Annotated in this window: 23 protein-coding genes; 14 read left to right on the top strand and 9 right to left on the bottom strand. The window is 73.8% G+C overall.

Annotated elements, in window-relative coordinates; translation table 11 throughout:
* The coding region (locus tag ACIPM1_RS08405) for a HAMP domain-containing protein (RefSeq protein ID WP_402430656.1) at positions 1–3575 on the top strand (3575 nt) is incomplete at its 5' end.
* A gap of 322 nt (positions 3576–3897) precedes the next feature.
* Positions 3898–6237 (top strand): SpoIIE family protein phosphatase, encoded by a 2340-nt coding sequence (locus tag ACIPM1_RS08400; RefSeq protein WP_402430743.1) that lies wholly within the window; start codon positions 3898–3900, stop codon positions 6235–6237.
* A 31-nt stretch (positions 6238–6268) separates the two neighbouring features.
* Here the strand turns inward: ACIPM1_RS08400 and ACIPM1_RS08395 are convergent, their stop codons facing one another.
* Positions 6269–6598, bottom strand: coding sequence for an STAS domain-containing protein (locus ACIPM1_RS08395; protein ID WP_402430654.1), 330 nt, complete (start codon positions 6596–6598; stop codon positions 6269–6271).
* Positions 6599–6948: 350 nt separating this feature from the next.
* Between ACIPM1_RS08395 and ACIPM1_RS08390 the strand changes: the two genes are divergently transcribed.
* Positions 6949–7350, top strand: a complete 402-nt coding sequence (locus tag ACIPM1_RS08390; RefSeq protein ID WP_356194063.1) for an STAS domain-containing protein — start codon at positions 6949–6951, stop codon at positions 7348–7350.
* 146 nt (positions 7351–7496) lie between these two features.
* Here the strand turns inward: ACIPM1_RS08390 and ACIPM1_RS08385 are convergent, their stop codons facing one another.
* A complete protein-coding gene (locus ACIPM1_RS08385; RefSeq protein ID WP_402430650.1) occupies positions 7497–7982 on the bottom strand; it encodes a MarR family winged helix-turn-helix transcriptional regulator in 486 nt (161 codons plus the stop codon).
* A 145-nt stretch (positions 7983–8127) separates the two neighbouring features.
* Between ACIPM1_RS08385 and ACIPM1_RS08380 the strand changes: the two genes are divergently transcribed.
* From ACIPM1_RS08380 to ACIPM1_RS08355, 6 genes are all read left to right on the top strand, one after another.
* Entirely contained in the window at positions 8128–9300 is a 1173-nt protein-coding gene (locus ACIPM1_RS08380) for a PP2C family protein-serine/threonine phosphatase (protein ID WP_402430648.1), read from the top strand.
* A gap of 216 nt (positions 9301–9516) precedes the next feature.
* Positions 9517–10419 carry an STAS domain-containing protein gene (locus tag ACIPM1_RS08375; RefSeq protein WP_402430645.1) on the top strand — a complete coding sequence of 301 codons (903 nt, stop codon included), beginning with the start codon at positions 9517–9519 and terminating at the stop codon, positions 10417–10419.
* Positions 10416–10835: an STAS domain-containing protein gene (locus tag ACIPM1_RS08370; RefSeq protein ID WP_402430642.1), complete on the top strand. Its 420-nt coding sequence runs from the start codon at positions 10416–10418 to the stop codon at positions 10833–10835. The genes ACIPM1_RS08375 and ACIPM1_RS08370 overlap by 4 nt, the downstream gene beginning before the upstream one ends.
* Positions 10835–11275 carry an anti-sigma regulatory factor gene (locus ACIPM1_RS08365; RefSeq protein WP_402430639.1) on the top strand — a complete coding sequence of 147 codons (441 nt, stop codon included), beginning with the start codon at positions 10835–10837 and terminating at the stop codon, positions 11273–11275. Before ACIPM1_RS08370 ends, ACIPM1_RS08365 begins: the two co-directional genes overlap by 1 nt.
* Positions 11275–12369, top strand: coding sequence for a SpoIIE family protein phosphatase (locus ACIPM1_RS08360; protein ID WP_402430636.1), 1095 nt, complete (start codon positions 11275–11277; stop codon positions 12367–12369). The genes ACIPM1_RS08365 and ACIPM1_RS08360 overlap by 1 nt, the downstream gene beginning before the upstream one ends.
* Positions 12366–14129, top strand: a complete 1764-nt coding sequence (locus ACIPM1_RS08355) for a PP2C family protein-serine/threonine phosphatase (RefSeq protein WP_402430633.1) — start codon at positions 12366–12368, stop codon at positions 14127–14129. The genes ACIPM1_RS08360 and ACIPM1_RS08355 overlap by 4 nt, the downstream gene beginning before the upstream one ends.
* Before the next feature lie 42 nt (positions 14130–14171).
* Here ACIPM1_RS08355 and ACIPM1_RS08350 read toward each other — a convergent pair whose 3' ends face one another.
* A complete protein-coding gene (locus ACIPM1_RS08350) occupies positions 14172–14645 on the bottom strand; it encodes a MarR family winged helix-turn-helix transcriptional regulator (RefSeq protein ID WP_402430631.1) in 474 nt (157 codons plus the stop codon).
* A 243-nt stretch (positions 14646–14888) separates the two neighbouring features.
* Between ACIPM1_RS08350 and ACIPM1_RS08345 the strand changes: the two genes are divergently transcribed.
* Both ACIPM1_RS08345 and ACIPM1_RS08340 read left to right on the top strand, forming a co-directional pair.
* Entirely contained in the window at positions 14889–16253 is a 1365-nt protein-coding gene (locus ACIPM1_RS08345) for an NAD(P)/FAD-dependent oxidoreductase (protein ID WP_402430628.1), read from the top strand.
* 81 nt (positions 16254–16334) lie between these two features.
* Positions 16335–18617, top strand: coding sequence for an FUSC family protein (locus ACIPM1_RS08340; protein WP_402430625.1), 2283 nt, complete (start codon positions 16335–16337; stop codon positions 18615–18617).
* A 111-nt stretch (positions 18618–18728) separates the two neighbouring features.
* On the opposite strand, the gene ACIPM1_RS08335 is transcribed toward ACIPM1_RS08340, so the two are convergent.
* The 4 genes from ACIPM1_RS08335 to ACIPM1_RS08320 form a co-directional block, all read right to left on the bottom strand.
* Positions 18729–19160, bottom strand: coding sequence for a hypothetical protein (locus ACIPM1_RS08335; RefSeq protein ID WP_356194037.1), 432 nt, complete (start codon positions 19158–19160; stop codon positions 18729–18731).
* Positions 19161–19271: 111 nt separating this feature from the next.
* Positions 19272–20108 (bottom strand): DUF1206 domain-containing protein, encoded by an 837-nt coding sequence (locus ACIPM1_RS08330; RefSeq protein ID WP_402430622.1) that lies wholly within the window; start codon positions 20106–20108, stop codon positions 19272–19274.
* Positions 20109–20268: 160 nt separating this feature from the next.
* A complete protein-coding gene (locus tag ACIPM1_RS08325) occupies positions 20269–21138 on the bottom strand; it encodes a SigB/SigF/SigG family RNA polymerase sigma factor (protein ID WP_402430619.1) in 870 nt (289 codons plus the stop codon).
* 223 nt (positions 21139–21361) lie between these two features.
* Positions 21362–21811, bottom strand: a complete 450-nt coding sequence (locus ACIPM1_RS08320; protein WP_402430616.1) for an ATP-binding protein — start codon at positions 21809–21811, stop codon at positions 21362–21364.
* A 278-nt stretch (positions 21812–22089) separates the two neighbouring features.
* On the opposite strand from ACIPM1_RS08320, the gene ACIPM1_RS08315 reads away from it, so the two are divergent.
* Positions 22090–22311, top strand: coding sequence for a 3-deoxy-D-manno-octulosonic acid transferase (locus tag ACIPM1_RS08315; protein WP_356194028.1), 222 nt, complete (start codon positions 22090–22092; stop codon positions 22309–22311).
* A 358-nt stretch (positions 22312–22669) separates the two neighbouring features.
* Positions 22670–23125: a cyclic nucleotide-binding domain-containing protein gene (locus ACIPM1_RS08310; protein ID WP_356194026.1), complete on the top strand. Its 456-nt coding sequence runs from the start codon at positions 22670–22672 to the stop codon at positions 23123–23125.
* A gap of 29 nt (positions 23126–23154) precedes the next feature.
* On the opposite strand, the gene ACIPM1_RS08305 is transcribed toward ACIPM1_RS08310, so the two are convergent.
* Both ACIPM1_RS08305 and ACIPM1_RS08300 read right to left on the bottom strand, forming a co-directional pair.
* The gene (locus ACIPM1_RS08305; protein ID WP_402430613.1) at positions 23155–24465 is read right to left on the bottom strand and encodes an MFS transporter; all 1311 of its coding nucleotides are present in this window, start codon (positions 24463–24465) and stop codon (positions 23155–23157) included.
* 91 nt (positions 24466–24556) lie between these two features.
* The gene (locus tag ACIPM1_RS08300) at positions 24557–25273 is read right to left on the bottom strand and encodes a TetR/AcrR family transcriptional regulator (RefSeq protein ID WP_402430611.1); all 717 of its coding nucleotides are present in this window, start codon (positions 25271–25273) and stop codon (positions 24557–24559) included.
* Positions 25274–25436: 163 nt separating this feature from the next.
* On the opposite strand from ACIPM1_RS08300, the gene ACIPM1_RS08295 reads away from it, so the two are divergent.
* A complete protein-coding gene (locus ACIPM1_RS08295) occupies positions 25437–26654 on the top strand; it encodes a saccharopine dehydrogenase C-terminal domain-containing protein (protein WP_356194020.1) in 1218 nt (405 codons plus the stop codon).
* The last annotated feature ends 50 nt before the right edge of the window (positions 26655–26704 follow it).

Here is a 26704-nt window from a genome sequence, read left to right as displayed (position 1 = left end):
CCATCAACACGATGGTCGACCAGCTCTCCGCCTTCGCCGACGAGGTCACCCGCGTCGCCCGCGAGGTCGGCACCGAGGGACGCCTCGGCGGCCAGGCGGACGTGAAGGGCGTCAAGGGCACCTGGCGCGACCTGACGGACTCGGTGAACTTCATGGGCGGCAACCTCACCGCCCAGGTCCGCAACGTCGCCCAGGTCGCCACGGCGGTGGCTCAGGGCGACCTCTCGCAGAAGATCACCGTCGACGCCCGCGGCGAGATCCTCGAACTGAAGAACACCATCAACACGATGGTCGACCAGCTCTCCGCCTTCGCCGACGAGGTCACCCGCGTCGCCCGCGAGGTCGGCACCGAGGGACGCCTCGGCGGCCAGGCCCACGTCCGGGGGGTCTCGGGCACCTGGAAGGACCTCACCGACAACGTCAACGTGATGGCGTCGAACCTGACCGGTCAGGTCCGCTCCATCGCCCAGGTCGCCACCGCTGTGGCGCGCGGCGACCTGTCCCGGAAGATCACGGTCGAGGCGGCCGGCGAGGTCGCGGCCCTGGCCGACGTCATCAACACGATGGTCGACACGCTGTCCGCGTTCGCCGACGAGGTCACCCGCGTCGCCCGCGAGGTCGGCACCGAGGGACGACTCGGCGGCCAGGCCCACGTGCCCAACGTGGCCGGCACGTGGAAGGACCTCACCGACAACGTCAACTCGATGGCGAACAACCTCACCGGCCAGGTGCGCAACATCGCGCTGGTGACGACGGCGGTGGCCAAGGGCGACCTGTCGAAGAAGATCGACGTCGACGCCCGCGGCGAGATCCTGGAGCTGAAGACGACCATCAACACGATGGTCGACCAGCTCTCCGCCTTCGCCGACGAGGTCACCCGCGTCGCCCGCGAGGTCGGCACCGAGGGCCGCCTCGGCGGCCAGGCCGAGGTGGAGGGCGTCTCGGGCACCTGGAAGCGCCTGACGGAGAACGTCAACGAGCTGGCCGGCAACCTGACCCGCCAGGTGCGGGCCATCGCCGAGGTCGCCAGCGCCGTGGCGGAGGGCGACCTGACCCGCTCCATCACGGTCGAGGCATCCGGCGAGGTCGCCGAGCTCAAGGACAACATCAACTCCATGGTGGGGTCCCTGCGCGAGACCACCCGGGCCAACCAGCAGCAGGACTGGCTGAAGACCAATCTCGCGCGGATCTCCAGCCTGATGCAGGGGCACCGCGACCTGCCCGTCGTGGCCGAGCTGATCATGGAGGAGCTGACGCCCCTGGTGTCGGCCCAGTACAGCGCGTTCTACCTCGCCGAGGACGGCGCGCGCGGGCCCGAGCTGCGGCTGGTCGGCGCCTACGGCCGTCCCGACGACGACGAGCGCCCCACCCGCTTCTCCTTCGGCCGCTCGCTGGTCGGCCAGGCCGCGCGCAGCCGCCGTACGATCCTGGTGGACGAGCTCCCGCAGGGCTACGTCAGCATCTCCTCGGGGCTCGGCCAGACCGTGCCGGCCGCGCTGGTCCTCCTGCCGATCCTCTTCGAGGACCAGGTCCTCGGCGTGATCGAGCTGGCCTCGGTCACCCCCTTCACGCCGATCCACCGGGACTTCCTGGAGCAGCTGCGGGAGGCCATCGGCGTCAACGTCAACACCATCGTGGCGAACGCCCGCACCGACGAGCTGCTGGACGAGTCGCAGCGCCTGACCGCCGAACTCCAGTCCCGCTCGGCGGAGCTGCAGGAGCAGCAGGAGGAGCTGCAGCGCTCCAACGCCGAGCTGGAGGAGAAGGCCTCGCTGCTGGTCGCGCAGAACCGCGACATCGAGGCGAAGAACCTGCAGATCGAGCAGGCCCGGCAGGAGCTCGAGGCCCGCGCGCAGCAGCTGTCGCTGGCCTCCAAGTACAAGTCGGAGTTCCTGGCGAACATGAGCCACGAGCTGCGCACCCCGCTCAACAGCCTGCTCATCCTGGCCCAGTTGCTCGCACAGAACCCCTCGCGCAACCTCACCCCGAAGCAGGTCGAGTACGCAGGCATCATCCACTCCGCCGGTTCGGACCTGCTGCAGCTGATCAACGACATCCTCGACCTGTCGAAGGTCGAGGCGGGCAAGATGGACGTCGCGCCGGAGCGGGTGTCGCTGCGGCAGCTCATCGAATACGTCGAAGCCACCTTCCGGCCGATGACGACCCAGAAGGGCCTGGACTTCGGGGTGACCACCGCGCCCGGCGCGCCGGCCGACCTGCTGACCGACGACTCCCGGCTGCGGCAGATCCTGCGCAACCTGCTGTCGAACGCGGTGAAGTTCACCGAGCAGGGCAGCGTCGAGCTGTCCATCGAGCCGGCGGCGGACGAAGCGGTACCCCCGGGCGTGGTCCGCGGCGGGGCCGTGGTGGCGTTCCGGGTGAAGGACACCGGCATCGGTATTCCGGAGCAGCACCTGGAGTCCATCTTCGGCGCCTTCCAGCAGGCGGACGGCACCACCAGCCGCAAGTACGGCGGCACCGGCCTCGGTCTGTCCATCACACGGGAGATCGCCCATCTGCTCGGCGGCGCCGTCACCGTGGACAGCGCGCCCGGCCGGGGCAGCATCTTCACCCTCTTCCTGCCGGTGGCGCGTCCCGACTTCGAGCAGCTGCTCACCCTCGGCCGGGCCCCGGAGAGCGAGCCGGCCGCCCTCGTCCCCGCCGCGGCGGCCCCCCAGCTCGTCGCACCGGAGCGGCTGGGTTCGGCCGGACAGCGCCGGCGCCGCCTGCTGGTCGTGGAGGAGCGGCCGCGCGGACTGCTGACCCTGGTCGCCGAGAGCGTGGTCGCCGACGTGGCCCGGCACACCCCGGACGACGGGGCCCCGCTGCCGACGATGGACGTCATCACCGCGGTCGGCGCCCACGAGGCGGCCGGTGCCCTGGCCGACGAGTCGTGCCACTGCGTGGTGCTCGACCTGGACATGCCCGACGGGGAGGCGTCCCGCTTCCTCGAGGCGCTGCAGGGCGACTCGGCGCTGGCGGGCGTGCCGGTGCTCATCCACAGCGGTCAGCGCCCCGACGTGGCCCGCGCCCAGGCGCTGCGGTCGCACGAGGACGACGGGTCGCTGGAGTTCCTCTCCAGCCTGGACGAGCTGCGCGAGCGGATCGCCCTGCACCTGTCGGCCGAGGAGCCCGGTGACGTGCTGTCCCTGGTGCGGACCGAGGACCCGCAGGACCTCGCGCCGCCCGTCGACGACGCCTTCGTCGGGCGTACCGTCCTCGTGGTCGACGACGACGCGCGCAACCTCTTCGCCCTCAGTGGCATCCTGGAGCTGTACGGCTTCCGGGTGCTCCACGCGGAGAACGGGCTGAAGGGCATCGAGACGCTGGTCGGCAACCCGGACATCGCACTGGTGCTGATGGACGTGATGATGCCGGAGATGGACGGGTACACGGCCACGGCGGAGATCCGCAAGATGCCGCAGTACGCGGAGCTTCCGATCATCGCCGTCACCGCGAAGGCGATGCCCGGGGACCGGGAGAAGTCCCTGGCGTCGGGTGCCAGCGACTACGTCACCAAGCCCGTCGACACCCATGACCTGATCGCCTGCGTCCGACGCTGGTTGTCCGCATGAGCGCGCCGTCGTCCGTCCCGCCCGCGGGTGGGACGGACGTGGTCCGCCGCCGACCGGACCGCGCCCCGGCATCCCGCAGCGGAGGAGCATTCGCATCGTGACCACGTCCGAACAGCCACGTGAGCCGGCCGGCGCCGAGCCGTGTCCGGAGGAGGCGTCGGCGATTCTCGCGCAGCCGGAGCTGACGGACGTCGCCGACCCCGCGCAGACCGAGACCGCCGACCCGGAACAGACGCACACCGCCGGCCCCGCGCAGCCGGAGAACGCGGACACCGCGGACCCGGAGCAGCCGACGGATGCGGCCGACTCCGCTCTCCGCGACCTGCCGGGCGGCGTCTCCCCCGGCTCCCCCGTCGGCAGGCTGGCCGCCACGGTGGAGCGGCTGCGCCGCGAGGTGCGGGACGCACAGGCGGAGGCCGAGGGCCGGGCCCTGATCGAACTCGCCAAGGGCATCCTGGTCGAACGGCTGGGCTGCGGGCCGACGCAGGCCGCCCGGCAGCTCGCGGAGCTGACCGAGCAGGCCAAGGTGACTCCGCTGGAGTTCGCGGTCGAGGTCATCAACCAGGCCGCCCACGACCGGGTGGCCGAGGTGACCGACGCCTTCCTCGCCGCCGCGACGGCAGAGGAGGACGAGTCGGCCGCCGTACGGCTGCGGGCCGCCGAGAGCGGGGCGCTGGCCGCGGACGACACCCAGGCCGTCGCCGACTCGCTGCTGGAGCACGCCCTGCGCCCGCTCGGCGCGGTGGCCGTGGCGGTCTGGGCCGCGGGGCCCGACGGCTCGCTCACCCTGGCGGGCAGCGCCGGCTTCTCCCCGTCCGAGGGCACCCGGTGGCGCTATGTGCCGCCGGAGGTGGACACCGTGGCGCGGCGCGGCCTCATCGCGCGCGAGGGCCAGTGGTTCACCTCGCTCGCCGAGACCGGCCTGCCCACCATCGGCCGGCACGTGCATCCGGAGGGCGGCCGGGTGGCCGTGCCCGCCGGCACCGGCGGCCGCATCCACGGTGTGCTGGAGATCGCCTGGCCGGGGCCGCTGGAGCCGCAGCCTCCCCAGGTGGTCCGCCAGCTGGAGGCGCTGGCCGAGCTGTGCGCGCACACGCTGGAGACGTACACGCAGCGCCACGAACTCACCACGGAGCCGCGGATCCTGCCGGACGCCGCCGAGCTGATCGACCTGGCCGACGGCCTGCACGACCCCGCCCTGGTGCTGGTGCCGCATCTCGACGCCTCCGGGCAGCTCGTCGACTTCCGCATCCAGCACGTCAACGACCGCTTCCTCGACCCCGGGGGCCGGCCGCGCGTGGTGATCAACGGGGCGCTGCTGCTGGAGGCCTACCCCATGGCCGCCGGGAAGAGCGAGCTGTTCCAGCGCGTGGAACGGGTGTACGCCACGGGCGAGTCGTTCCGTGCCCAGCGCATGCAGCTGACCGCGCTCGTGGACCAGTTGCCCCTGTCGGCGGTCGCGGACATCAGCATCAGCCGGCACGGCAACAGCGTGCTGCTGATCTGGCGTATCGAGGACGAGACGGCACGGCTGGCGAGCCTGCTCCAGCACGCGCAGCGCCTCGGCCGTATCGGCGGTTTCGAGGAGAACCTGCTCACCGGCGAGATCACCTGGAACGGCCAGCTCTTCGAGCTGTACGGGCGGCCCCCGTCGAGCACCCCGGTGCCGCTGGAGGAGCTGCCCGCGCACGCGCACCCGGACGACGCCGAGGCGATCCGCCGGTTCCTGCGCACCCTGCTGCACCACCTGCGGCCGGCCTCCGCGGCGTTCCGGCTGCAGCGGCCCGACGGGGTGACCCGCCACATCCGGGTGGTCGCCGAACCGGTCCTCGACACCGACGGCCGGCTGTTCGTCGTCCGCGGCGCCTACCAGGACATCTCGGCGCTGCACTGGACGGAGGTCGCGCTCGCCGCGACCCGGGACCAGCTGGCCCAGACCGAGCAGCAGTCCAGCGAGCGCAACCGGCTGGCGCTGCAGTTGCAGCACGCCATCATGCCGCCGACGCAGGCGCCGCTGGAGCTGCCCGACCTGCAGGTGGCCGTGCGCTACCGGCCCGCGGAGACCGAGCAGCTGGTGGGCGGCGACTGGTACGACGCCGTGGTGCTGCCGTCGCGGAAGGTGCTGCTGTGCGTGGGCGACGTCTCCGGGCACGGCATAGAGGCCGCCACCAGCATGGTGGTCCTGCGCAACGCGCTGCGCGGCCTGGCCGTGACCGGTGCCGGGCCGGGCCAGCTCCTGTCGTGGCTCAACCTCGTGACGCGCCATCTGACCGGCGCCGTCACCGCCACGGCGGTGTGCGCCCTCTACGACCCGGAGCAGCGCATCCTGCGCTGGGCCCGGGCGGGTCATCTGCCGCCCGTACTGGTGCGGGACACGGAGGCGGCGCCGCTGCCCATGGTCAAGGGCATGTTGCTGGGCGCGCTGCAGGACGCGGTGTTCGAGGAGGCCGAGATGCGGCTCGCGCCGGAGGACACCCTGCTGATGTACACCGACGGCCTGATCGAGCGGAGGGACTGGTCGGTGGTGGAGTCGCTGGCCCATCTGCTGACCACGGCCCGCACCGCGCCGCGGACCCTGGACCAGCAGCTGGACCGCCTGCTGACCTACAGCAAGTCGGACACCGACGACGACACCTGCCTGGTGGGCATCCGGGTCACCTGATCCGGCGGCCCCCCGGCACCGGCCCGGCGGCCTACCCGGCCGCGGGCAGGTAGTCCTCCCAGCGGGCCTCCGGCCACAGGTCGGTGGCGAGGACCAGCAGCCTGCGCGGCTGGGCGCCGAGGCCCGCCACATGGAGCCGGCCGCCTTCGGGGCCGAAGGAGTCGCGGGCGGTCAGGATCAGGTAGAGCACGGCGCTGTCCACGAAGCGGACGGCGTCGAGGTCGAGGGTGAGGTCGCGGACGGTGCCGGGCAGACCCGCGACGGCCGCCTCCACGGCGGGCCGCGTCTGGTCGTCGATGTCGGTGTCCACGGTGAGCGTCGCGGCGGTGGCGCCGCGGTTCAATGAGACAAGAGTGCCCATCTGTGTGGCCCCCCTCTCTGACGGGGGTGTCGGGCCGCGCACGGCCCGGGGGCTGAGTCCACCGTGCCACGCATGCGCCGCCGAGTCGAACGACCCGGCGGGGGCGTACGCATGGCCGGGGCATTACGGGGTACACGCGCGGGGCGGTGAGAAGTACGGGAGCCGCAGGTGAGGGGGTACGGCTTGGGACCCGGTGTCCGCGGCACGTCCCCTCCTCCTGTGACCCGGACGGATCATCGCTCGTCGGCGCCGATGAGAGCTTGATCACGCACCCGGGCGCATTCGGGGTGCATCGAAGGCGCCGGCAGGGGTAACCAGCCCCTGGCCGTCTGCACCCGTTGGAGGTACCCGTGCCCATTGCCCAGAATCCTCTGTCCGTCGAGGTCACCGTCCCCCGTGAGGACGTCGCCCTGCTCACGGTCGAGGGGTACCTGGACGTAGACACCGCGACCGAGCTGCAGGCGCATCTGGCCAACCAGCTCCACCACGGCCGCCGGCACTTCCTGCTCGACCTCTCCGGCGTCCCCTTCATGGACTCCTCCGGGATGAACATCATCCTGCGCGTGTACCAGGAGGTCCGCGACAAGCCGGGCAGCGTGCACATCATCGGGCCCACGCCCGCGGTGCGGCGGATTCTCGACCTCACCGGGGTCAGCATCACGGTGCCGGTCTCGGAGGACGTGGACGAGGCGCTGGCCCTGGTGGACAAGGAGCCGGGGCGGCCCGAGGAGCCGGGGGACCAGCAGGCCTGACGAGCCGGACACGCCCCGGGCGGTTCGCGGGAGGAGGCGTGCCCGCACGGGCAACAGTTGTCGTTTGACAACTGTACCCGTGAGGCAACAAAGTGAGCGGGTTCAGTCACACGGGAGGGACCACAGATGTGCCGGCGAGGAGGCCGTCAGGCCGTGCGGGCGTCGTCCGCGGCGCCGCCGCCGTGGATCTGCGCCGCCGCGGCGTCGCAGAACGCCTCGAGCCCGGTCAGCAGCGCGGTCCGCTGCGCGACGGGCATGCGCTCGAGGACCGACTGCAGCTCCGCCTCCCGGCGGCCGCGCAGGTCGGCCAGGAAGGCCCGGCCGTGGCGGCTGAGTTCCAGCTGCACCTCGCGGCGGCTGCTGGCGGCGGTCTGCCGCCGGACGAAGCCCACCGCCTCCAGGCGGTCGCACAGCCGGCTCGTCGACGGCGGCGTGGAGCCCAGCGCGTCGGCGAGGGTGCGCAGGTTGATGCCTTCGTTGTGCTCCAGGATGAACAGCACGCGCAACTGCGAGGCGGACACCGGCGCCGTCGAGGCGCGTCCCCACAGCACCTCCAGCAGCTCGGCCGTCTCCGAGGTCACACGCGCCGCCTCAGGGGGGTGCGGGCGCGGGTAGGAGGACGTCACGGTCACACTCTCGCAGGCTTCCCGGACCCTGTCAGCCCACCGAGGACGGGACAGCGGTCCGGACACGGACCACCATGGAAACGACGGGGCCGCCGCCACCACGGCACGGACGCGGCGCGGCAGCATCACAGAGAATGGCGTAACCGACATCGTGAACAGACTCGTGGCCGCCGAGCGCGCCCTGCGCTCCGCGGCTCCGCACCAGGTGGTGGACGCCCTCCGCGACGTGCTGTGCAGCCAGTACGCGGCGCGGGACGTCGAGTTCCTGATGGCCGACTACGGGCTGGCCGTGCTGCAGCCCGTGGCGGACTCGCCGCAGGTCGCGGACCCGCTGCCGGTGCACGGCAGCCCGGCCGGCCGCGCGTTCGGCGCGCAGGAGCCGTTCACCGAGGAGCTCGGCGGCGGCCTGAGGCGGGTGCACCTGCCCGTCACCGTGCGCGGCGACCGGCTCGGCGTGCTGTCCGTCACCGTCCCCTCGGCGGCGGCGAGCGGTGAGCCGCTCGCCGAGCTCGGCGAGCTGGCCCGGTCGCTGGGCCACGAGGTGGTCGTGGCCGAACGCGACACGGACCTCTTCGTGCGGGCCCGCCGCCGGGACCGGCTCACCCTGGCGGCCGAGATGCAGTGGCAGCTGCTGCCGGCCCGCTCCTGCTCCGGCCCCCAGTACGCGCTGGGTGCCCAGCTGGAGCCGGCCTATGCGGTCTTCGGCGACAACTTCGACTGGAGCGTCTCCGCCGACCGGCTGATCCTCTACGTCACCAACGGCATGGGCGAGGGCATCGAGGCGTCGCTGCTGACCAACCTCGGGCTCAACGCGCTGCGCAACGCGCGCCGGGCGGGCATTCCCCTCGCGGACCAGGCGGCCCTCGCCGACCAGGCGATCTACGCGCACTACCGCGGGGCGGCCTACCTGTCGGTGCTGCTGCTGGACCTGGAGCTGTCCACCGGCCGGCTGCAGGTGGTCGACGCGGGCTCGCCGCGGATGCTCCGGGTGCGTGACCGCTCCGTGACGCCCGTGCCGTTCGAGCAGCAACTGCCGCTCGGCATGTTCGAGGAGACCGACTACATCCCCCAGGAGTTCGCGCTCCGGCCCGGTGACCGGCTGGTCTTCGTGAGCGACGGGGTCTACGGCGTCGCCGCGCCCGGCGGCGAGGAGTACGGCGAGCGGGCGCTGAACCGGGCCATCACGTCGGCCGGGCTGCTGCCGGCGCCCGAGGTGCCCGCGGCGGTGCTGCGGCAGCTGACCGGGCACCGCGGCAGACCCGAGCCGGACGACGACGCGCTGGTCGTCTGCGTCGACTGGTTCGGCAAGCAGCCCCCGCCGTAGGCCGGCACCCCGGACCACCGGCCCGAACAGCGACTTCGACTTCGCACACGCGTACGAGTGAGGGGCGCATGCCGTGCCCCGACCGGATCGTGCGTACGGGACGAGGTGTCGTACGAGGTGGGCCCGTGGTTACAGTTGTCGCCCGGCAAAGGTCGCACCGCCGCCCCGCTGCCACCAGCGGGTCCTGCGGTGCCAGCGGATGAGGAGTGGAGCTAGGTGCCGGAGCAGGAAGCGGTGGAGCAGCACGGATCGCCGACGCGCGAGGTCGGGGAGTTCCTGCGCCGCCGCCGGGAGCAGATCGCCCAGCGGTGGGCAGACGAGGCCCTCTTCCGTGCCGTGTTCACGGTCTCCCGGGACGAGGCGGAGGAGGCGGGCCGGGACGTGGCCGACGCCCTGGCCAGGGTCGCCGCCTCCGGGCACGTCGCGGACCCGGCGGACGACGGTTTCGCCGTGGTGCGGGAGCAGCTGGCCCGGATGGGGGCCGCGCGGTCCCGGACCGGCCTGACCCCCTCGCAGGTGTCGAACGACGTGGACGCGCTGCGGCCGCCCGTGGTGGAGCTGCTCGTCGCCGACCTCGCCGACGCCCCCGCCGAGTGGCTGCGCGAGTGCGCCAACGCCCTGACGGTGCTCATGGGCACGCTGCGGCTGGTGGTGCAGCAGGCGGCGCTGAGCGACGGCCAGGCCCTCATCGACCGGCAGCGGCTCCAGCTGCTGGAGGCGGCCACCCCGGTCGTCAGCCTGTGGGACGGCGTCGTGGCGGTCCCGCTGATCGGGACGCTCGACAGCGCACGCAGCCAGGTGGTGATGGAGAGCCTGCTGGAGGCGGTCGTCGAGCAGCGGGCCCGCTTCGCGATCCTCGACATCACCGGGGTGCCGACCGTCGACTCGCTGGTGGCCCAGCATCTGATGAAGACGGTCGCGGCCGCCCGGCTGATGGGCGCGGAGTGCGTGGTCTCCGGGATCCGGCCCGCCATCGCGCAGACCATCGTCCACCTCGGCCTGGACCTGGGCACGGTCGTCACCCGCGCGACCCTCGCCGACGCCCTGGCGCACGCCCTGCGCCGGCTGGGCACGGACATCGTCACCCCGACGGTACCGGACGCTGTGGGTCAGCGGTGATCGACGACTTCGACCGGTCCGCCACGGGGCACGTCCCGGTGCTCCGGCTCGGTGACGTGCTCCTGATCACCCTGCAGGGAGATCTGTACGACAGCGCGGCGGAACGGCTCCAGCGGGACATCGGCGAGACCGTCGTCCGTACCCGCGCCACCGGCGTGGTCATCGACATCTCCGGCGTGGAGGTCGTCGACTCCTACCTGGGGCGCGTCCTGGCCGAGATCGCGGGCAGGGCCGGGCTGCTGGCCGCGCGGACCGTGGTGTCCGGCATGCGTCCCGCGGTCGCGATCACCCTGGTCGAGCTGGGCCTGACCCTGCCCGGACTGCGCACCGCGCTCGACACCGAGGACGCCCTGCGGCTGCTCGCCGGGCAGGAGCCCGCCGCCGGCCCCGGCGGCACCTCCCCGGGGAGGGCCTGATGGAGACCGCCGCGGACATCCGGGCCTGCCTGCCGATCCGCTCGGACCGGGACCTGGTGTGGGTGCGCCAGCACGTGCGCCAGGCGGCCGGGCGGCTCGGCTTCGGCCTGGTCGACCAGACCAAGCTGGTCACCGCGGCCAGCGAACTGGCCCGCAACACGCTGGTGCACGGCGGGGGCGGGGAGATGGAGGCGGACCACGTCGTCACCGGCCGGACCCACGGGCTCAGGCTGACCTTCCGCGACGAGGGGCCGGGCATCGCGGACCTGAACCGGGCGCTGACCGACGGCTACACCTCCGGCGGCGGTCTGGGCATGGGGCTGGGCGGTGCGCGCCGCCTGGTGCACGAGTTCACCGTCGACAGCGCTCCCGGCGCCGGTACGACGGTCACCGTGACCTCCTGGGTGGCCCGTCCCCCGCATCCGCGCGAGGAGTCCTGATGCCGCGGCTGTGGGACGTTCCGGTGCACGACTCGACCCGGGTGCGCGACGCCCGGGTCGCCGCCGAGGGCGCCGCGGCGCTCGCCGGGCTCGACGAGCGGCGTACGGCGGCCGCGGCGCTGGTGGCGACGGAGCTGGCCACGAACCTGCTCAAGCACGCCGGCGGGGGCCAGGTCCTCGTCGACGTCGTCGCGCCTCCGGTTGCGCGGACGGGCTCGGGGCATTCGTCGCTCGTGCAGATCACCGCCATCGACCACGGCCCGGGCATGGCCGACGTCTGTGCGGCCCAGCGGGACGGCTTCTCCACCGCCCGCTCGCTCGGCGCCGGCCTCGGCACCTGTCGGCGTGTCGCCGACGACTTCGCCCTGCACAGCGCGGCCGGCCGGGGCACCGTGGCGCTCGCCCGGATCGGCCCCGCGGCCCCGCGGCGGGACGGTCCCGATCCGGCGCCCGAGGACCACCCGGACGGCCCGGAACTGCCGGCACAGGTGCGGGCCGGCGGGGTCAACGTCCCCTTCGCCGGAGCCGCGTACTCCGGTGACGCCTGGGCCTGGGTGCGGTCCGGGGACCGGCTGACCCTGATGCTGGCCGACGGGCTCGGCCACGGCCCGGAGGCGGCCCGCGCCTCGTCCGCGGCGGTGCGGACACTGCAGTGCGCGGCGCACCTCCGGCCCGCCGGACTCCTCGCCCGGCTCGACGAGGCGCTGCGCGCCACACGGGGTGCGGCCGTCGCCCTGGCCCAGCTCGACCTGCGGACCGGGCTCCTGCGCTTCGCCGGCATCGGCAACATCGGGGCGCGGCTGCGCGAGGGCGACGGCTGGCGCGCCCTGCTGTCGCGGCCCGGCATCGTCGGTCTGCACCGGCCCGCCACCCTGACCGAGCACGAGGCGCCCTGGACGGCGGACCGGCTGCTGATCCTGCACAGCGACGGCCTGCCGAGCCGCTGGACGCCCCCGTCCGGACCCGTCCTGCCGACGGCCGATCCCGCCGTGACGGCCGCCGTGATCCTCCGCGACACCAGCAGCCCCGCCCACCCGGTACGGGACGACACCACCGTGGCCGTCCTGACTCCGACCCCGCCGGACCGCCCATGAAGCGCACTTGGCAGATCACCGACGTCACCGACGCGGCCCGGGCCCGCATCGCCACCGCGCGGCTGGCCGCCGCGTACGGCGTGCCCACGCTCGAACGGACCCGCCTGGCCACCGCCCTCAGCGCCCACCTGCGGCAGTGCCTCACCAAGGGCGGCACCTGGCAGCTGGACCTGGAGGCCCCCGCGCCCGCCGGCGGGGACGGGCTGCTGCACGCCACCGTGACCCCCTCCCCCGGCACCGGCCCCGCCGGGGAGCCCCCGTGGCACACGACGGTCACCTGCTCCGAGGCCGCGGTCACCCCGGACGGCGAGGTGCCGGACGACCCGGCCACGCTGGCGGAGGCGCTGCTCGGGGCCGACGAGGACACCGCGCTGACCCTGGAGAAGCTCGCCGAGCAGGAGGAACTGGTCTCCTTCCACCGGGAGGAGCTGCACCAGACCAACCAGGGCGTCCTGGCGCTGCACGGCGAGCTCGACGCCGCGGGACGGGCCCAGCGGGAGGCCTTCGCCGCCGAGCGCAAGGCGCGCACCGAGGCGGAGGCCGCGCGCCGCCGGCTGACCTTCCTGGCGGACGCCAGCGCCGTTCTGACCGCCTCGCTCAACCACGACGAGATCGTGCGCCGCCTGCCCGACCTGCTGGTCCCCGAGTACGCCAGCAGCGTCGACGTCTGGCTGTTCGAGCAGGAGGACGAACGGCAGCGCTCCGCGCCCCGCCCCGCCGCCGCCGTGATCGCGGCCCGCACCGGGCGGCCGCAGTACGCCGCCGACCACCCCGGCGGCCTGCCGGGAGTCGACGACCAGCCGCCGTCCGCACTGGATCCGGAGCGGCCCCTGCTGTGCGTTCCGCTGCCCACCCGGGGGGCGCCGCTGGGCGTGCTGACGCTCTCGCCTCCCGGACAGCGCTGGGACCCCGACGACGCCGTGATGCTGATCGAGCTCACCCGGCGCGCCAGCATCGCCATAGACAACGCGCGGCGCTTCGAGCACAACCGCGACATCGCCGAGACCCTCCAGCGGGCCCTGCTCACCGACCTGCCCACCACCCCCGGGCTGGGACTGGCCGCCCGCTATCTGCCGGCCACCCACGGCCTCAACATCGGCGGTGACTGGTACGACGCGTTCCGGCAGCCCGACGGGAGCCTGATCACCGTGATCGGCGACGTGACCGGGCACGGGCTGCACGCGGCCGTGATGATGAGCCAGTTGCGCACGGCGCTGCGGGCCTACGCCGTCGACGGCGGCAGCCCGGGACAGCTGCTGACCCAGCTGCACACGTTCCTGCACCATCTGCAGCCCGACCTGTTCGCCACCGCGGTCATCGCGCGGTTCCGTCCCGGCGATCCGACGCTCACCTGGGCCGCCGCGGGCCATCCGCCGCCGGTGCTGCGGATGCCCGACGGCCGGGTGCGGGTCCTCGACGCCAAGCCCGGCGCGATGCTCGGCATCCCGCTGCGGCAGGAGATCCGGGACCACACCGTCCGCCTCTCCCCCGGCGCGACGCTGGCGCTGTACACCGACGGCCTGGTGGAGCGGCGCGCGCAGGGCATAGACCCGGGCATCGAGCGGCTCGCGGCGGCGCTCGGGGCGTGCGACTCGGCGGACCTGGACGCCGACCTCGGCGGCTCGGCGGACCGGCTGCTGCCCCCGCTGCTGAGCGACTCCGAGCGCGACGACGACGTCTGCCTGCTGCTGTGCCACATCGACAGCGGAGCCGAACTGGAGGGGCGCCCGGTGGCGGGGGCGAAGGGCCGGGCTCGCTGAGCGGCCCCGCCCGGTCCGCGCAGCGGGACGGGCCGTCCCCGGTCAGCCGGGCGGCAGTGGCCGGTCGTGCGGGGCGGTGTGCGCCCGGTGGAAGGCGAGCAGCCCCTGGTGCAGCGCCGCGCACTGCTCCGGTGTCATGGTCCGGAACACGTCGGCGAGACGGCGTACGCGTCCCTCGGTGACCTCCGCGAGCAGCCGCTGCCCGTGGGCGGTCACCACCAGCTGCACCTCGCGCCGGTTGTGCGGCTGGAGGGTGCGTTCCAGCAGGCCCGCGGCCTCCAGCCGGTCGCACAGCCTGCTGGCGGTGGGCAGGCCGATGCCGAGGTGCTCGGCCAGCCCGGTCAGATTGAGCTCGGGCCGGTGACGGACGGTCTTCAGCGCGACCAGCTGACGGGCGGGCAGCCCCGGGGTGATCTCCTCGGCCGCGGAGAACCAGAGCGCGACGACGCACTCGACGGCGTCCACCACCCCCCGGGCGATTCGGTCCCACTGCTCGGGCCCCTGTTCGCAGGACACGTCAGTTCCCCTCGGCCACGCCACTTGTCATGTACGTCGGGCTACCCGAAAGGCCACGGACTACACGACCGGCATGTGCCGCGATACGAGGCCCGATCTTGGGAACCCGCCTGGAAGGACCGTGTCCGGCGGCGGGCGGACGGCCGGCGGCGCGGCGGGACCGAAGAGGTGCGAAGCGGCGGCCCAGGGGCAGGCGCCCGGAAGAGAGCCGGACCGCCCGGAGCCGCAGAAGGGAAGAACACCGTGACACGACCCAGGATCCTGGTGGTGGGCGCCGGCTTCGCCGGAGTGGAGTGCGTCCGCCGCCTGGAACGCAAACTCGGCCCCGACGAGGCCGACGTCACCCTGGTGACGCCGTTCGCCTACCAGCTCTACCTGCCGCTGCTGCCCCAGGTCGCCTCCGGCGTGCTGACGCCCCAGTCGATCGCCGTGTCCCTGCGCCGCAGCAAGAGGTACCGCACCCGCATCATCCCGGGCGGAGCCATCGGTGTGGACCTGAAGGCCAAGGTGTGCGTCATCCGCACCATCACCGACCAGATCGTCGACGAGCCGTACGACTACATCGTGCTGGCGCCCGGGAGTGTGACCCGGACGTTCGACATCCCGGGCCTGACGGAGCACGCCTTCGGCATGAAGACGCTCGCCGAGGCCGCCTACATCCGCGACCACGTCATCTCCCAGCTCGACCTGGCCGACGCCAGTGAGGACCCCGCCGAGCGCGCCTCGCGGCTGCAGTTCGTGGTCGTCGGCGGCGGGTACGCCGGCACCGAGACCGCCGCGTGCCTGCAGCGTCTGACGCACGCCGCCGTGAAGCGCTATCCGCGGCTGGACCCGGGCCTGATCAAGTGGCACCTCATCGACATCGCGCCGAAGCTGATGCCGGAACTGGGCGACAAGCTGGGCCGCAGCGCCCAGGAGGTGCTCAAGCGGCGCGGCATCGAGATCTCGCTCGGGGTCTCCATCGCCAAGGCCGGGCCGGAGGAGGTCACCTTCACCGACGGCCGGGTGGTGCCCACGCGCACCCTGATCTGGACGGCGGGCGTGGTGGCGAGCCCGCTGATGGCCACGCTCGGCGCGGAGACGGTCAAGGGGCGACTCGCGGTCACCGCCGAGATGTGCCTGCCCGGCAACGACGGGGTCTTCGCGCTCGGCGACTCCGCCGCCGTGCCCGATCTGGCCAAGGGCGACGGCGCGGTCTGCCCGCCGACCGCGCAGCACGCCCTGCGGCAGGGCAAGAAGGTCGCCGACAACGTCATCGCGGCCCTGCGCGGCCTGCCGTTGCAGCCGTACGAGCACAAGGACCTGGGACTCGTCGTCGATCTCGGCGGGAAGGACGCCGTGTCCAAACCGCTGGGCGTGGAGCTGCGCGGGGTGCCGGCGCAGGCGGTGGCCCGCGGCTACCACCTGGGGGCGCTGCGCACCAACGTCGCCAAGACCCGCGTCCTGACGAACTGGATGCTCAACGCGGTCGCCGGGGACGACTTCGTGCGGACCGGCTTCCAGGCCCGCAAGCCCGCCCAGCTGAAGGACTTCGAGTACACGGACGCCTACCTGACGCCGGAGCAGGTGGGCGAGCACGTGCGGCGGGCGCAGCCGCTGGACGTCTGACGGAGCGGGCCCGCTCTCCCGCGCGGCGCGGCCGGACCGCCGCGGGCGGTCCGGCCGCGGCATGTCATGCTGGACGAGCGGATGATCACGTGGAGCGGGAGAGAGTACGGCGGCGTGAGGGCAGCAGAGGGGCCGGTCTGGGCGCGTCTGAGGGATCGGATCACGGCGTCCGATCCCGGGCTGCTGAGGCTGGCGGCCGGATCACGGACGGCGGGCGCCATCGCCCTGACCCTGGCCGTGCTCGGCGTGCTGCGCGCGCCGGTGGCGCACCTGGTGGCCGGGGCGATCGCGTCGATGGTGGCCACCTTCGCCATCCGGGAGAAGCAGCGCCCCGAGCAGGCCGTCACCCTCGCCCTCGGCCTGCTGGTGGCGCTGGTGTCCGTGTCGCTGGGCGCCCTGCTCAACACCCGGGTCGTGGCCGGGGACCTCTTCTTCGTCGCGCTGATCTTCTGTGCCGTCTACAGCCGCCGGTTCGGCGACCGGGGCACCGCGCTCGGCCTGATCGGTTTCCAGATCTACTTCCTGTCCCTGTTCGTCGGCGCGACACCGGCGACGCTGCCCGGGCTGTACGGGGTCATCGCCCTCGCGTTCGCGTGCAGCGCGTTCGTCCGCTTCGCGGTGGTGTACGAGACGCCGGCGGGCATCCTGCAGCGGCTGCGCGAGGCCTTCCGCGTCCGTCTGGCCCAGCTGGTGGCCGCGCAGACCGCGTTGCTCGACGCCGGGCCCGACGAGGTGGACAAGGTCCTCGCGGAGGTCCGGGACCGCACCGCCCGCCTGCACGAGACGGCCATGATGATCCAGGGCCGGCTGGAGGAGGGGACCTCCGACGAGGCATTCGCCCGCACCGTGCAACGCCGGATCGCGGACGCCGAGATCGCCGCCGAGCGGCTGGGCCTGATGCTGCTCGGCGCCCGCAGCGCCGAGCGCGCGAACACCCTCACACTGCACCTGCCCGGCGCGCCCGCCCCCGCGGGCGGCCCGTCGCCGGTGCGGGACGAGCAGGCCGACACGCTGCGCCGTGATCTGTCCGCGCTGCGGATGCTCGTGCTGCGGCCTGTCGGGGAGGGTGGCGGCACCGCGATGGCGCATGTGCGCAACCGGCTCCTCGGCTACCGGGAGGAGGAGAACCTGCCGCCGGCGACGCCCGCCGTGCAGGACGTCTTCCGGGCCGTCGGCGAGGCGGCGCGGGCGGTGCTGGGACTCAGGATCGCGCTGGACGGACCGCAGGACGAGTCCGACGACACCCCCGCGACGGCCCGCTCTCGGGAGGAGCTGGACGCGGAGAACGCGGCCATCGAGGGCGCGGAGGAGAGCGAGGGCGAGGAGGAGCGGGCCACCGGGCTGCGGCGGCCCACCACCCGCGCGGCCGTGCAGGTCTCCGTGGGCTCGGCCCTGGCCATCGTCGGCGGCGAGTTCCTCTCCAGCCAGCGCTGGTACTGGGCGGTGCTGACCTGCTGGATCGTCTTCATCAACACCTCGTCCACGGGCGAGATCCTGGTGAAGGGCTACCGCCGGCTGCTGGGCACCGTGCTCGGGGTCGTCGCCGGTATCGTGCTGGCGGGCCTGGTCGGGCCCCACACCTGGACGGCGCTGGCGCTGGTGCTGGTGTTCGTCTTCGCGATGTTCTACACGGCGCCGCTGTCGTACACGCTGATGTCGTTCTTCGTCACCGCGGCGCTGGGCCTGCTGTACACCCTGCTGCACACCTACAGCCTGTCGGTGCTGGTGCTGCGGGTGGAGGAGACCGCGCTCGGCGCGGCCTGCGGGGTCGTCGCGGCGGCGCTGGTGCTGCCGGTGCGCACGGACCTGCGTACGAACGACCTGCTCGGCACGGTGCTGGAGCGGCTCACCGACGTGGCGGACGCCGCGGTGGACCAGCTCAGCGGCGGCCCGCCGGCCGATCTTCTGGACCAGGCCCGCGACCTGGACCGGGCGCTGGGCGATCTGCGGGCGGCTACGCAGCCGCTGACCCATCCGATCACGCCGCTGCGGGCGCGGCGCAGCACGGCGCAGTACGTGGTCGCGCTCCTGGAGACCTGCGCGTACCACGCGCGGTCCCTGGCCGCGACGGCCGAGCTGCTGCCCTCGCACCCGTCCATCGCGGCGGATCCCCGGCTGCGGCCGGCCTGCGGCCGTATCACGCGCAACATCGCGGCGATCGGCGCGCACGTGTCCGACGAGCACGCCACCGTCGAGGTGGAGGCCGGGCCGAGCATCGCCTCCCTGCTGGAGACCGACGGGTCCGGCGCCCGGCGCTACGACCGGATCACGGGCCGCGTGCTGCGGCATCTGCAGCGTCTCGACGAGGCGGTGGTGGGCCTGGCCCGCCCGCTGGGCGTGCCGGTCGCGGCGCGCAAGCAGTGACGGCCCGTGGTACGGCCGGTCACGGGACCGGGCCGTACCACGGGCCGGAGCACGGGTGCCGAGGCCCGCGGCGCTGGTGCGTGGGCCGCGGGCCGAGGACCCGGGAGCGGGTCAGAAGTCGGTGGGCATGTCGCTCACTTCGGCGATGCCGCGCAGTTCCTCGGTCTCCCGGTGCCGGTCGCGGATGTAGTCGGCGATCTCGGTGAGGCGGTCCGGGTCGGAGGCGGTCACCGCGTCGGTGACCACGCGGACCGGACCGGTCTCGTCGATGTCGAGGACGACCAGCTCGTTGTCGAGCCTCCCGGTCACCGCGGTGGCGATGACCAGGGCGGCCTCGTCCCGTATCTCCTGGGGCAGACCCTGTGCCTGCGCTCCCTCCAGCGGGAAGTCGACCGTCGCGGGCCCCCGTTCGTCGAGGGCGCGCAGCACCGGGTCGACCACGTCGAGCAGCAGCTCGTAGTCCTCCTCGGGCATCCGGACACGGAGAAGGTCGAGGTACACCTCCACGGCCCGGCCGTCGGGCGGAAGCTCGTCTTCGTTCATCCGCTCCGTGTTCCCCGCCGGGGACGGATTCAGACCCCGCGCGGGGAAGACGGTGTGAAGCGGGTGGCTCCGGCGGCCCGGGCGAAGCGACGCGCGGGCCGCCGGAGCGGGTCAGACCCGGCGCCAGCGCGCCAGCGCGAAGGAGAACAGGCCGAACAGCACGAGCCCGGCGGCGACCAGTGCCAGCAGCCACGGGCCGGCCGGTGTGCCGGCGAAGGAGCGCAGCGTGTCGTCGAGCCCCTTGGCCCGCTCGGGCCGGGCGTCGACGGCGGCGCGGACCGCGAAGCCGCCCGCGACCACGAACACCAGACCGCGCGCGGCGCCGCCGCCCACCCCGGTGACGTCCACCAGCCGCCGGACCCTCGGCGACATCTGCCCCAGCTTCATCTTGTCGCGGTAGGAGCGCCGCACGGCCTGCACCGCGATGACCACGCCGGCGATCACGACACCGGCCCCGGCCGCGCCGACGAGCCACTGGCCGGCCGGTACGTCCAGGGCCCGGGCGGTCAGGTCCCGGGACTGCTCGTCGCTGGACCGCCCGCCTCCGCCGGAGCCCGCCGCGAAGGCCAGCACCGACCAGGCGACGGTCACGTAGAAGACGCACCGGACGACGGCCATCAGCCGCTTGCCCGCCTTGCGGCCGTCGGCGCCCGCGGAGCCGAACACCGCCTCCGACAGCCGCCACACGGCCATGCCGACCAGGCCGATGCCCAGCGCCCACAGCAGGACCGAGCCGAACGGCTCGTCCGCGATCGTGGCGAGGGCGCCGCTGCGGTCCGCCTGGTGCTTCCCGTCGCCGAAGGCGACGCGCAGGGCCAGCACGCCGACCAGCAGGTAGATCACTCCGCGGGCGGTCAGTCCCGCCCTGGCGGCCCCCTCCGTCACCGAGCCATTCGCCGCCCGCCGCGCCTTCAGGCGCCCGCTGCGGGCCGTGACACTCGTTTTCATCCGCACCTCCCGCCCTCCGGATGCCCCGGCGGAAAGCGAACATACGCGGCCCGGCGGGCACGGCCTCCGACGCGCGGAGGCCGTGTCGCGGGCACGTGTCGCGGAGGCAGTGGTTCCGCCGTGGGGCCGGGGGGCGGGGGGCCGCGATCGCGGTGGGAGGTCAGGCGGACGCCGGGCGGCTTCCGTCGCCCCGGCGGGCCACCCGCTCCGCCAGCACCTCCGCCCGGACCCGGGCGCAGCTGCGGCTGATGAGCCGGGAGACGTGCATCTGGGAGATGCCGAGCCGGTCGGCGATGCGGCTCTGGGTCATGTCCTCGAAGAAACGCATGTAGAGAATGGCGCGTTCACGTTCGGGCAGCCGGCGCAGGCCCTCCTTCGCCGACTCGCGGTCGACGACGACGTCGTAGGAGGAGTCGGCGGCGCCGAGGGTGTCGGCGAGGCTGTAGCCGTCGCCCTCGGCGGCGGACGACAGTTCGGCGTCCAGGGAGAGGGTGCTGAAGCTCTCCAGGGCCTCCATTCCCGCGGCGACCTCCTCCTCCGTCAGCCCGCTGTGGCCGGCTATGTCGGCGACGGAGGGCTCGGGGCTGCCCGGGTTCTGGGTCAGTTCGCGGCGCGCGACGCGCACCTTGTTGCGCAGTTCCTGCACCCGGCGGGGCACCCTGAGCGCCCACATCCGGTCGCGGAAGTGCCGCTTGACCTCGCCGGTGACGGTCGGGACGGCGTAGCTTTCGAAGGCCCCGCGGTCCGGGTCGAAGCGGTCGATGGCCTTGACCAGACCCAGCGCCGCCACCTGCCGCAGATCCTCGATCGACTCCCCGCGGTCGCGGAAGCGGCTCGCGATGCGATGGGCCATGGGGAGCCAGACGGTGACGAGTTCGTCGCGCACGGCGTCCCGCTCGGGGCCGTCCTCCAGCGCGGCCAGGCGGTGGAAGAGGGCCATGGTGTCGGGGGTGTCGTCGTGCGGCCGCCGGGCGGGAGCGGCCTGGTCCTCGGGCGTACCGGAACGGCCTGTCGACATTTCGATGAGCATGCGGAATCGCTCCTGAACGGTGGTTCCAGGGAATTACCGCGGAAGAAGTGAGCTGTCCGGTGCTCCGGAAGATCTTCCGGAGCAGCTCCCCCGCTTCCGTCGGCGCGCCTCCGGTCCGAAGCACGAGATTCCGACTGCCCTGGGGGTGGGGGAGCAAACTCCGCTTCCCGCAAACAATTGCATCGGCCAATCACCGTGGCGGGCCGGTACACCCACGGCCACGTCAGTAGAGGGGAACGACGGCGGTGATGCACTTGCCGCCGGAGGGCAGGTCGGAGACCTGGACCTCGCGCGCCAGCCGACACACGATCGGCCAGCCGCGGCCGTTCGGCCGGTGCCGCCCCAGCGGGTCCACGAGTGGCCGGGCCACCGGGAGGCGGTCGCTGCGGTCGCTCACGCAGACGCGCACCCCGCACCCGTCGACGTCGACGCGGAAGTCGGTCACGCCGCCGCCGTGCAGGATCGCGTTGGTGGTGAGCTCCGAGGCGACGAGCTGGGCGTCCGCGAGGGCGTGCGCGTCGCACGGGGCGTGGCCGGCCCGGCAGCAGGCGGCGACGGCGCGTTCCACCTCCCGTCGCGCTTCGGCCGGTTTGCGCGGCCCGGGGCCGGGTGGCACGGGCGGCCCCGCGCCCGGGAAATCGTCGGTGGGTGGGGTCCTGTGCTCCTCGCACATGTCCTCGCTCCCTGGCTGATGAGAGGTAGAAGCCGGACCTGGCCGGAAGAAAGCGGTGTGCGTGTGCGCCCGACGCGTGCGGCCTCGAAGAACCCCACGTGCGGCGCCGACACCGCGGTTCACCCTTTCCGGCTCACCTCTCCGGGCCCGGCCAAACCTGGCTCCGGCCGGTCCGCGGACCTCCTGCCGGTTCACGGGACGTGCCGCGGCGGTGGCGTGTCCCGGCGGAGGCGCATCCGGGAGTGGTCGGGACGCCCGCGCTGGGTAGGTGCCAGGACATGACCGAAGTCGTGGATTCAGATGAGCTGTTGCGGCGGATCCAGCGCGCCAGGGGCTGTGCGCGGGACGAGGAGCGGAGATGGCGCGCCCGCCGGGTCGATCTCGGGGCGACGGATCCGGAGGCGGCGCAGGAGGCGGGGGTCCGCGTCCTGGCCTACGAGACCGTCCTGCGGGTGCTGGACGAGATCCTCACCCCCGGTCGGCACGACGCGGAGGGCTGAGGGCGCCACCCCCGACGAGAGGTTGAAAGTGAAACCGGTCACCTGACCCGCTCCCGGTTACGCGAACCCGAGCGAGATGGTTTACGGTTCATACATACGCGGCGACGGGGTCGACCCACCGTCCTCCGTACGCCGCCGCGAACGGCCCTGGCTGGTCTCCCCCGTCCAGCCAGGGCTTTTTCATGCCCTGGCGCTGTCCCCCGCCCCCGGGGCGGCCGGCCCTCGTCCGCCCCCGGCCGGGCGGCCCGCGCCGCGCCGGATCGACCTCGCCTCCGCCGAGGTGCCCGGGGCGGCGGCAGCGGCTGAAATGGGCGTAGGGAAATGCGCGGAACCCATCGCCGGCGAGGAGCCCAGCGTCATGACCAAAGCGATAAAGCTGCTGACCGCCCTCCCCCACGCGCAGCGCGAGCGCCTGATGGAGCTGGCGAAGGAGGTCTCCTTCCCCGAGGACACTCGGATCTTCGAGGCGGGCGGCACGGCCGACCGGTTCTGGGTCATCCGCTCCGGCGCGGTCCACCTCGACCAGCGGGTGACGCCGCTGCGCCGGGTGACGGTCGCGAGCCTCGGCGCGGGCGATCTGCTGGGCTGGTCCTGGCTGTTCCCGCCGTACCAGTGGGACTTCGGCGCCGAGGCCTTCAGCAAGGTGCGCGCCTACGAGTTCGAGGCGCCGCCCGTTCTCGCGCTGTGCGTGGAGGATCCGCTGCTCGGGCTGTCGCTGGTGCGGACCGTCTGCGAAATCCTCGCCCACCGGCTGGAGATGACCCGGGGCAAGCTGCTGGAGCAGTACTCGATTCCCCGGCGCGGCGCGCTGTAGCCCCGGCCCCGGCGCTCGGGCCGGGCGCGTCAGACGCGGTAGCGGCGCAGGGCGGGCACGGCGGCGGCCAGGCCCAGCAAGAGGGCGACGACCAGCAGCCCGCCGCCCGTCACGGCCACGCGGGGGCCGAAGGCCGAGCCGGCGGTGCCGTGCAGCACGTCCGCCAGGCGCGGGCCGCCCGCGACGACGACGGTGAAGACGCCCTGCATCCGGCCGCGCATCTCGTCGGTGGCGGCGGACAGCAGGATCGCGCCGCGAAAGACCATGGAGACCATGTCGGCGAATCCGGCGGCGGCGAGGAAGGCCACGGCGATCCACAGATCGCAGCTCAGACCGGACCCGGCCACGGCCGCTCCCCACGCGGTGACCGACCCGATGACCATCCAGCCGTGCCGGCGCGCCCGGGAGAAGGCGCCCGAGAACAGCCCGCCGGCCACGGCGCCGACGGGGACGGCCGCGAACAGCAGACCGACCGCCAGACCCTCGCCGTAGGGGGCGTAGGTCTCGGCGGCGAGCTGCGGGAACAGGGCGCGGGGCATGCCGAAGACCATGGCGACGACGTCCGCGAGGAAGGACAGCAGCAGGACCTTGTGCCGCGCGATGTAGCGGAACCCGGCGGCGATCTCCCGCGGCCCGGCGCGGCGTGCCCCGCCGCCCGCCGCCGGTGGCAGCGGCGGCAGGCGCAGCACCGCCCAGACCGCGACGCCCAGGGCGACGGCGTCGGCGAGATAGAGCTCGGGCAGCCCGACGACGGGTATGAGCGCGCCGGCGAGCAGCGGCCCGGCCACCAGCCCGGACTGCGCGACGGTGGAGCCGAGGGCGCCCGCGGCGGGGAGTTCGTGCGCCGGGACCAGCCGGGCGATCGAGGCGTTGCGGGCCGGGGAGTTGAGGCCGAAGAAGGCCTGCTGCACGGCGAGCAGCGCCATCAGCGCGCCCACCGAGTCGAGGCGGGTCACGGCCTGCAGCCAGAACAGCAGGGAGGTGACGGCGATGCCGCTGTTGGTGACCAGCAGGAGCCTGCGGCGGTCCACGGTGTCGGCGACCGCGCCGCCCCACAGCGCGAACACGACCATCGGCAGCAGCCCGGCGAGGCTCGCGCACCCCACCCACGCCGAGGAGCCGGTGATGTCGTAGATCTGCTGGGGCACGGCCACCGCGGTGAGCTGGCTGCCCACGGCGGTGACGACGGTGGAGGACCACAGTCTGCGGTAGGCGGGGCGGCGCAGCGGGCGCGTGTCCATGGCCCAGCGGCGCCGGTCGCGCCGGACGGGTCCGTCCGGGCCCGGGGCGGTCGCGGCCGGGGCGGCGGTGCTGCTGTCGGGGCTCTCGCTCGTGTCCACCAGGCTTCCTGATTGCTCGTTACATCTTGTCGTCCGCCCTCACTGTCGCAGCACCGGCCGGGCCCCGGGCACGGGGCCCTGGGGGCCGCGCTCAGGCCGGGGCGTCGCGCAGCGCCTCCAGGCGGACGGCCGCGCTGTCCAGGAGCATCTCCAGGGCCGTCGGGTAGGCGCTGGTGACCATGCGGGTGGCGAGGAGGGGGGCCGCCTCGGCGATGCGCGGGTGGGTGGCGGCGGGCAGCCGGGCGTAGGTGGAGCGCCACATCGCGTCGTCGGCGCGCAGCGCGGCGCTCGGCAGCGCCAGGGAGGCGGCGTCCAGGGCGGCGAAGGCCAGGGTCTGGTCGATGAAGGCGTGGTAGATGCGCACGGTGTCCGGCAGCGGGAAGCCGGCGCCGCGCAGCACCTCCAGGACGGCCTCGTCGGCGGCGAGTTCGTTGGCCCGGCCGGTGACCCGGTTGGTGGTGACCAGGGCGGCCTGCGGGTGGGCGACGTACACCGCGTGGATGCGCAGCCCGACGGCGCGCAGGTCCGCCCGCCACTCCCCCGTCGGCGCCCAGTCCCGCAGGGCCTGTCCGACGAGCGCGTCGCCGATGGCGAGGGTCAGGTCGTCCATGCCGCGGAAGTACCGGTAGAGGGTGCTCGGGTCGCAGTCGAGCGCCAGGCCGAGCCGGCGGGCGGTGAGTCCGGCGCTGCCGTGCTCGCGCAGCAGCCGCAGCGCGGTCTCGACGATCAGCCCCTCGGACAGCACGGTGCCGCCGCGGGTGGGCCGGCGCCGCCGCCGCTTCTCCTCGGGCACCACGGTCTTCGGCATCCCGCCTCCTCGGTTCCGGGGCTCTCGGCTCCCCGCTTATGCCAACGCCATTGACCTTACGCGACCGGGGCGCGTTGTATCGGCGGCCGAGGGCGCGCCTCGACCTTCCCGGCCGGGGACCGCACGGTGGTCCCCGGCCCGAGACCGAAAGGAAGTTCCCGTCATGCGTGTACTGCTCGTCGGAGCCGGTGGCGTGGGCACCGCGATCACCCGGATCGCGGCCCGGCGCGCCTTCTTCGAGACGATGGTCGTCGCCGACTACGACCGGGCGCGGGCCGAGGCCGCCGTGGCGGCCCTCGGGGACGACGGCCGGTTCGCCGCGGAGCGCGTCGACGCGGGCGACGAGGCGGCGGTGGCCGGCCTGCTGGCCCGGCACCGGTGCGACGTGCTGCTCAACGCGACCGACCCGCGCTTCGTCATGCCGCTGTTCCGGGCCGCCCGCGCGGCCGGCGCCGGCTATCTCGACATGGCGATGTCCCTGTCCCGGCCGCACCCGGAGCGGCCGTACGAGGAGTGCGGGGTCAGACTCGGCGACGAGCAGTTCGCCGCGGCGGCCGACTGGGAGGAGGCGGGCGCGCTGGCGCTGGTGGGCATGGGGGTGGAACCGGGCCTGTCGGACGTGTTCGCGCGGTACGCGGCCGACGAACTCTTCGACGAGATCGAGGAGATCGGCGTCCGGGACGGCGCGAACCTCACCGTCGACGGATACGACTTCGCCCCGTCCTTCAGCATCTGGACCACCATCGAGGAGTGCCTGAACCCGCCGGTGGTCTACGAGGCCGGGCGCGGCTGGTTCACCACCGAGCCGTTCAGCGAGCCGGAGGTGTTCGACTTCCCCGAGGGCATCGGGGAGGTGGAGTGCGTGAACGTGGAGCACGAGGAGGTGCTGCTCGTGCCGCGCTGGGTCGACGCGCGCCGGGTCACCTTCAAGTACGGCCTCGGCCGGGACTTCGTGGACACCCTGAAGACCCTGCACCGGCTGGGCCTGGACCGCACCGGGCCGGTCACCGTGCCGGGCCCCGACGGGCCGGTCGCCGTGTCGCCCCGGGACGTGGTCGCCGCCTGCCTGCCCGACCCGGCGACGCTGGGCGACCGGATGCACGGCAAGACCTGCGCGGGCACCTGGGTGCGCGGCACCCGGGACGGCGCGCCGCGCGAGGTGTACCTGTACCACGTGGTCGACAACCAGTGGTCGATGGCGGAGTACGGCTGCCAGGCGGTGGTGTGGCAGACGGCCGTGAACCCCGTCGTGGCCCTCGAACTCCTGGCGGGCGGCGCCTGGTCGGGGACCGGCGTGCTGGGCCCCGAGGCGTTCCCCGCGCTCCCCTTCCTCAACCTGCTGACGGAGTACGGCTCTCCGTGGGGCCTGCGCGAGCAGTGACCTTGTGGGGATTGTGCGAAGGTCTCGTCGTGGCCGACCTGCACTGTTTC

Origin of the sequence: Streptomyces sp. NPDC086766 (assembly GCF_044746005.1) — a bacterium.
Lineage (GTDB): Bacteria > Actinomycetota > Actinomycetes > Streptomycetales > Streptomycetaceae > Streptomyces.
Note: the sequence above shows the minus strand (reverse complement) of the source record. Positions and strands in the feature narration are given on the sequence as shown.

Coding starts and splice junctions, on each gene's coding strand:
- ACIPM1_RS08365 (WP_402430639.1), top strand. CDS start 10,835: ATGGAGACCGCCGCGGACATCCGGGCCTGCCTGCCGATCCGCTCGGAC.
- ACIPM1_RS08360 (WP_402430636.1), top strand. CDS start 11,275: ATGCCGCGGCTGTGGGACGTTCCGGTGCACGACTCGACCCGGGTGCGC.
- ACIPM1_RS08355 (WP_402430633.1), top strand. CDS start 12,366: ATGAAGCGCACTTGGCAGATCACCGACGTCACCGACGCGGCCCGGGCC.
- ACIPM1_RS08300 (WP_402430611.1), bottom strand. CDS start 25,273: ATGCCGAAGACCGTGGTGCCCGAGGAGAAGCGGCGGCGGCGCCGGCCC.
- ACIPM1_RS08395 (WP_402430654.1), bottom strand. CDS start 6,598: ATGGGCACTCTTGTCTCATTGAACCGCGGCGCCACCGCCGCGACGCTC.
- ACIPM1_RS08335 (WP_356194037.1), bottom strand. CDS start 19,160: ATGAACGAAGACGAGCTTCCGCCCGACGGCCGGGCCGTGGAGGTGTAC.
- ACIPM1_RS08295 (WP_356194020.1), top strand. CDS start 25,437: ATGCGTGTACTGCTCGTCGGAGCCGGTGGCGTGGGCACCGCGATCACC.
- ACIPM1_RS08310 (WP_356194026.1), top strand. CDS start 22,670: ATGACCAAAGCGATAAAGCTGCTGACCGCCCTCCCCCACGCGCAGCGC.
- ACIPM1_RS08320 (WP_402430616.1), bottom strand. CDS start 21,811: ATGTGCGAGGAGCACAGGACCCCACCCACCGACGATTTCCCGGGCGCG.
- ACIPM1_RS08315 (WP_356194028.1), top strand. CDS start 22,090: ATGACCGAAGTCGTGGATTCAGATGAGCTGTTGCGGCGGATCCAGCGC.
- ACIPM1_RS08330 (WP_402430622.1), bottom strand. CDS start 20,108: ATGAAAACGAGTGTCACGGCCCGCAGCGGGCGCCTGAAGGCGCGGCGG.
- ACIPM1_RS08325 (WP_402430619.1), bottom strand. CDS start 21,138: ATGCTCATCGAAATGTCGACAGGCCGTTCCGGTACGCCCGAGGACCAG.
- ACIPM1_RS08340 (WP_402430625.1), top strand. CDS start 16,335: ATGATCACGTGGAGCGGGAGAGAGTACGGCGGCGTGAGGGCAGCAGAG.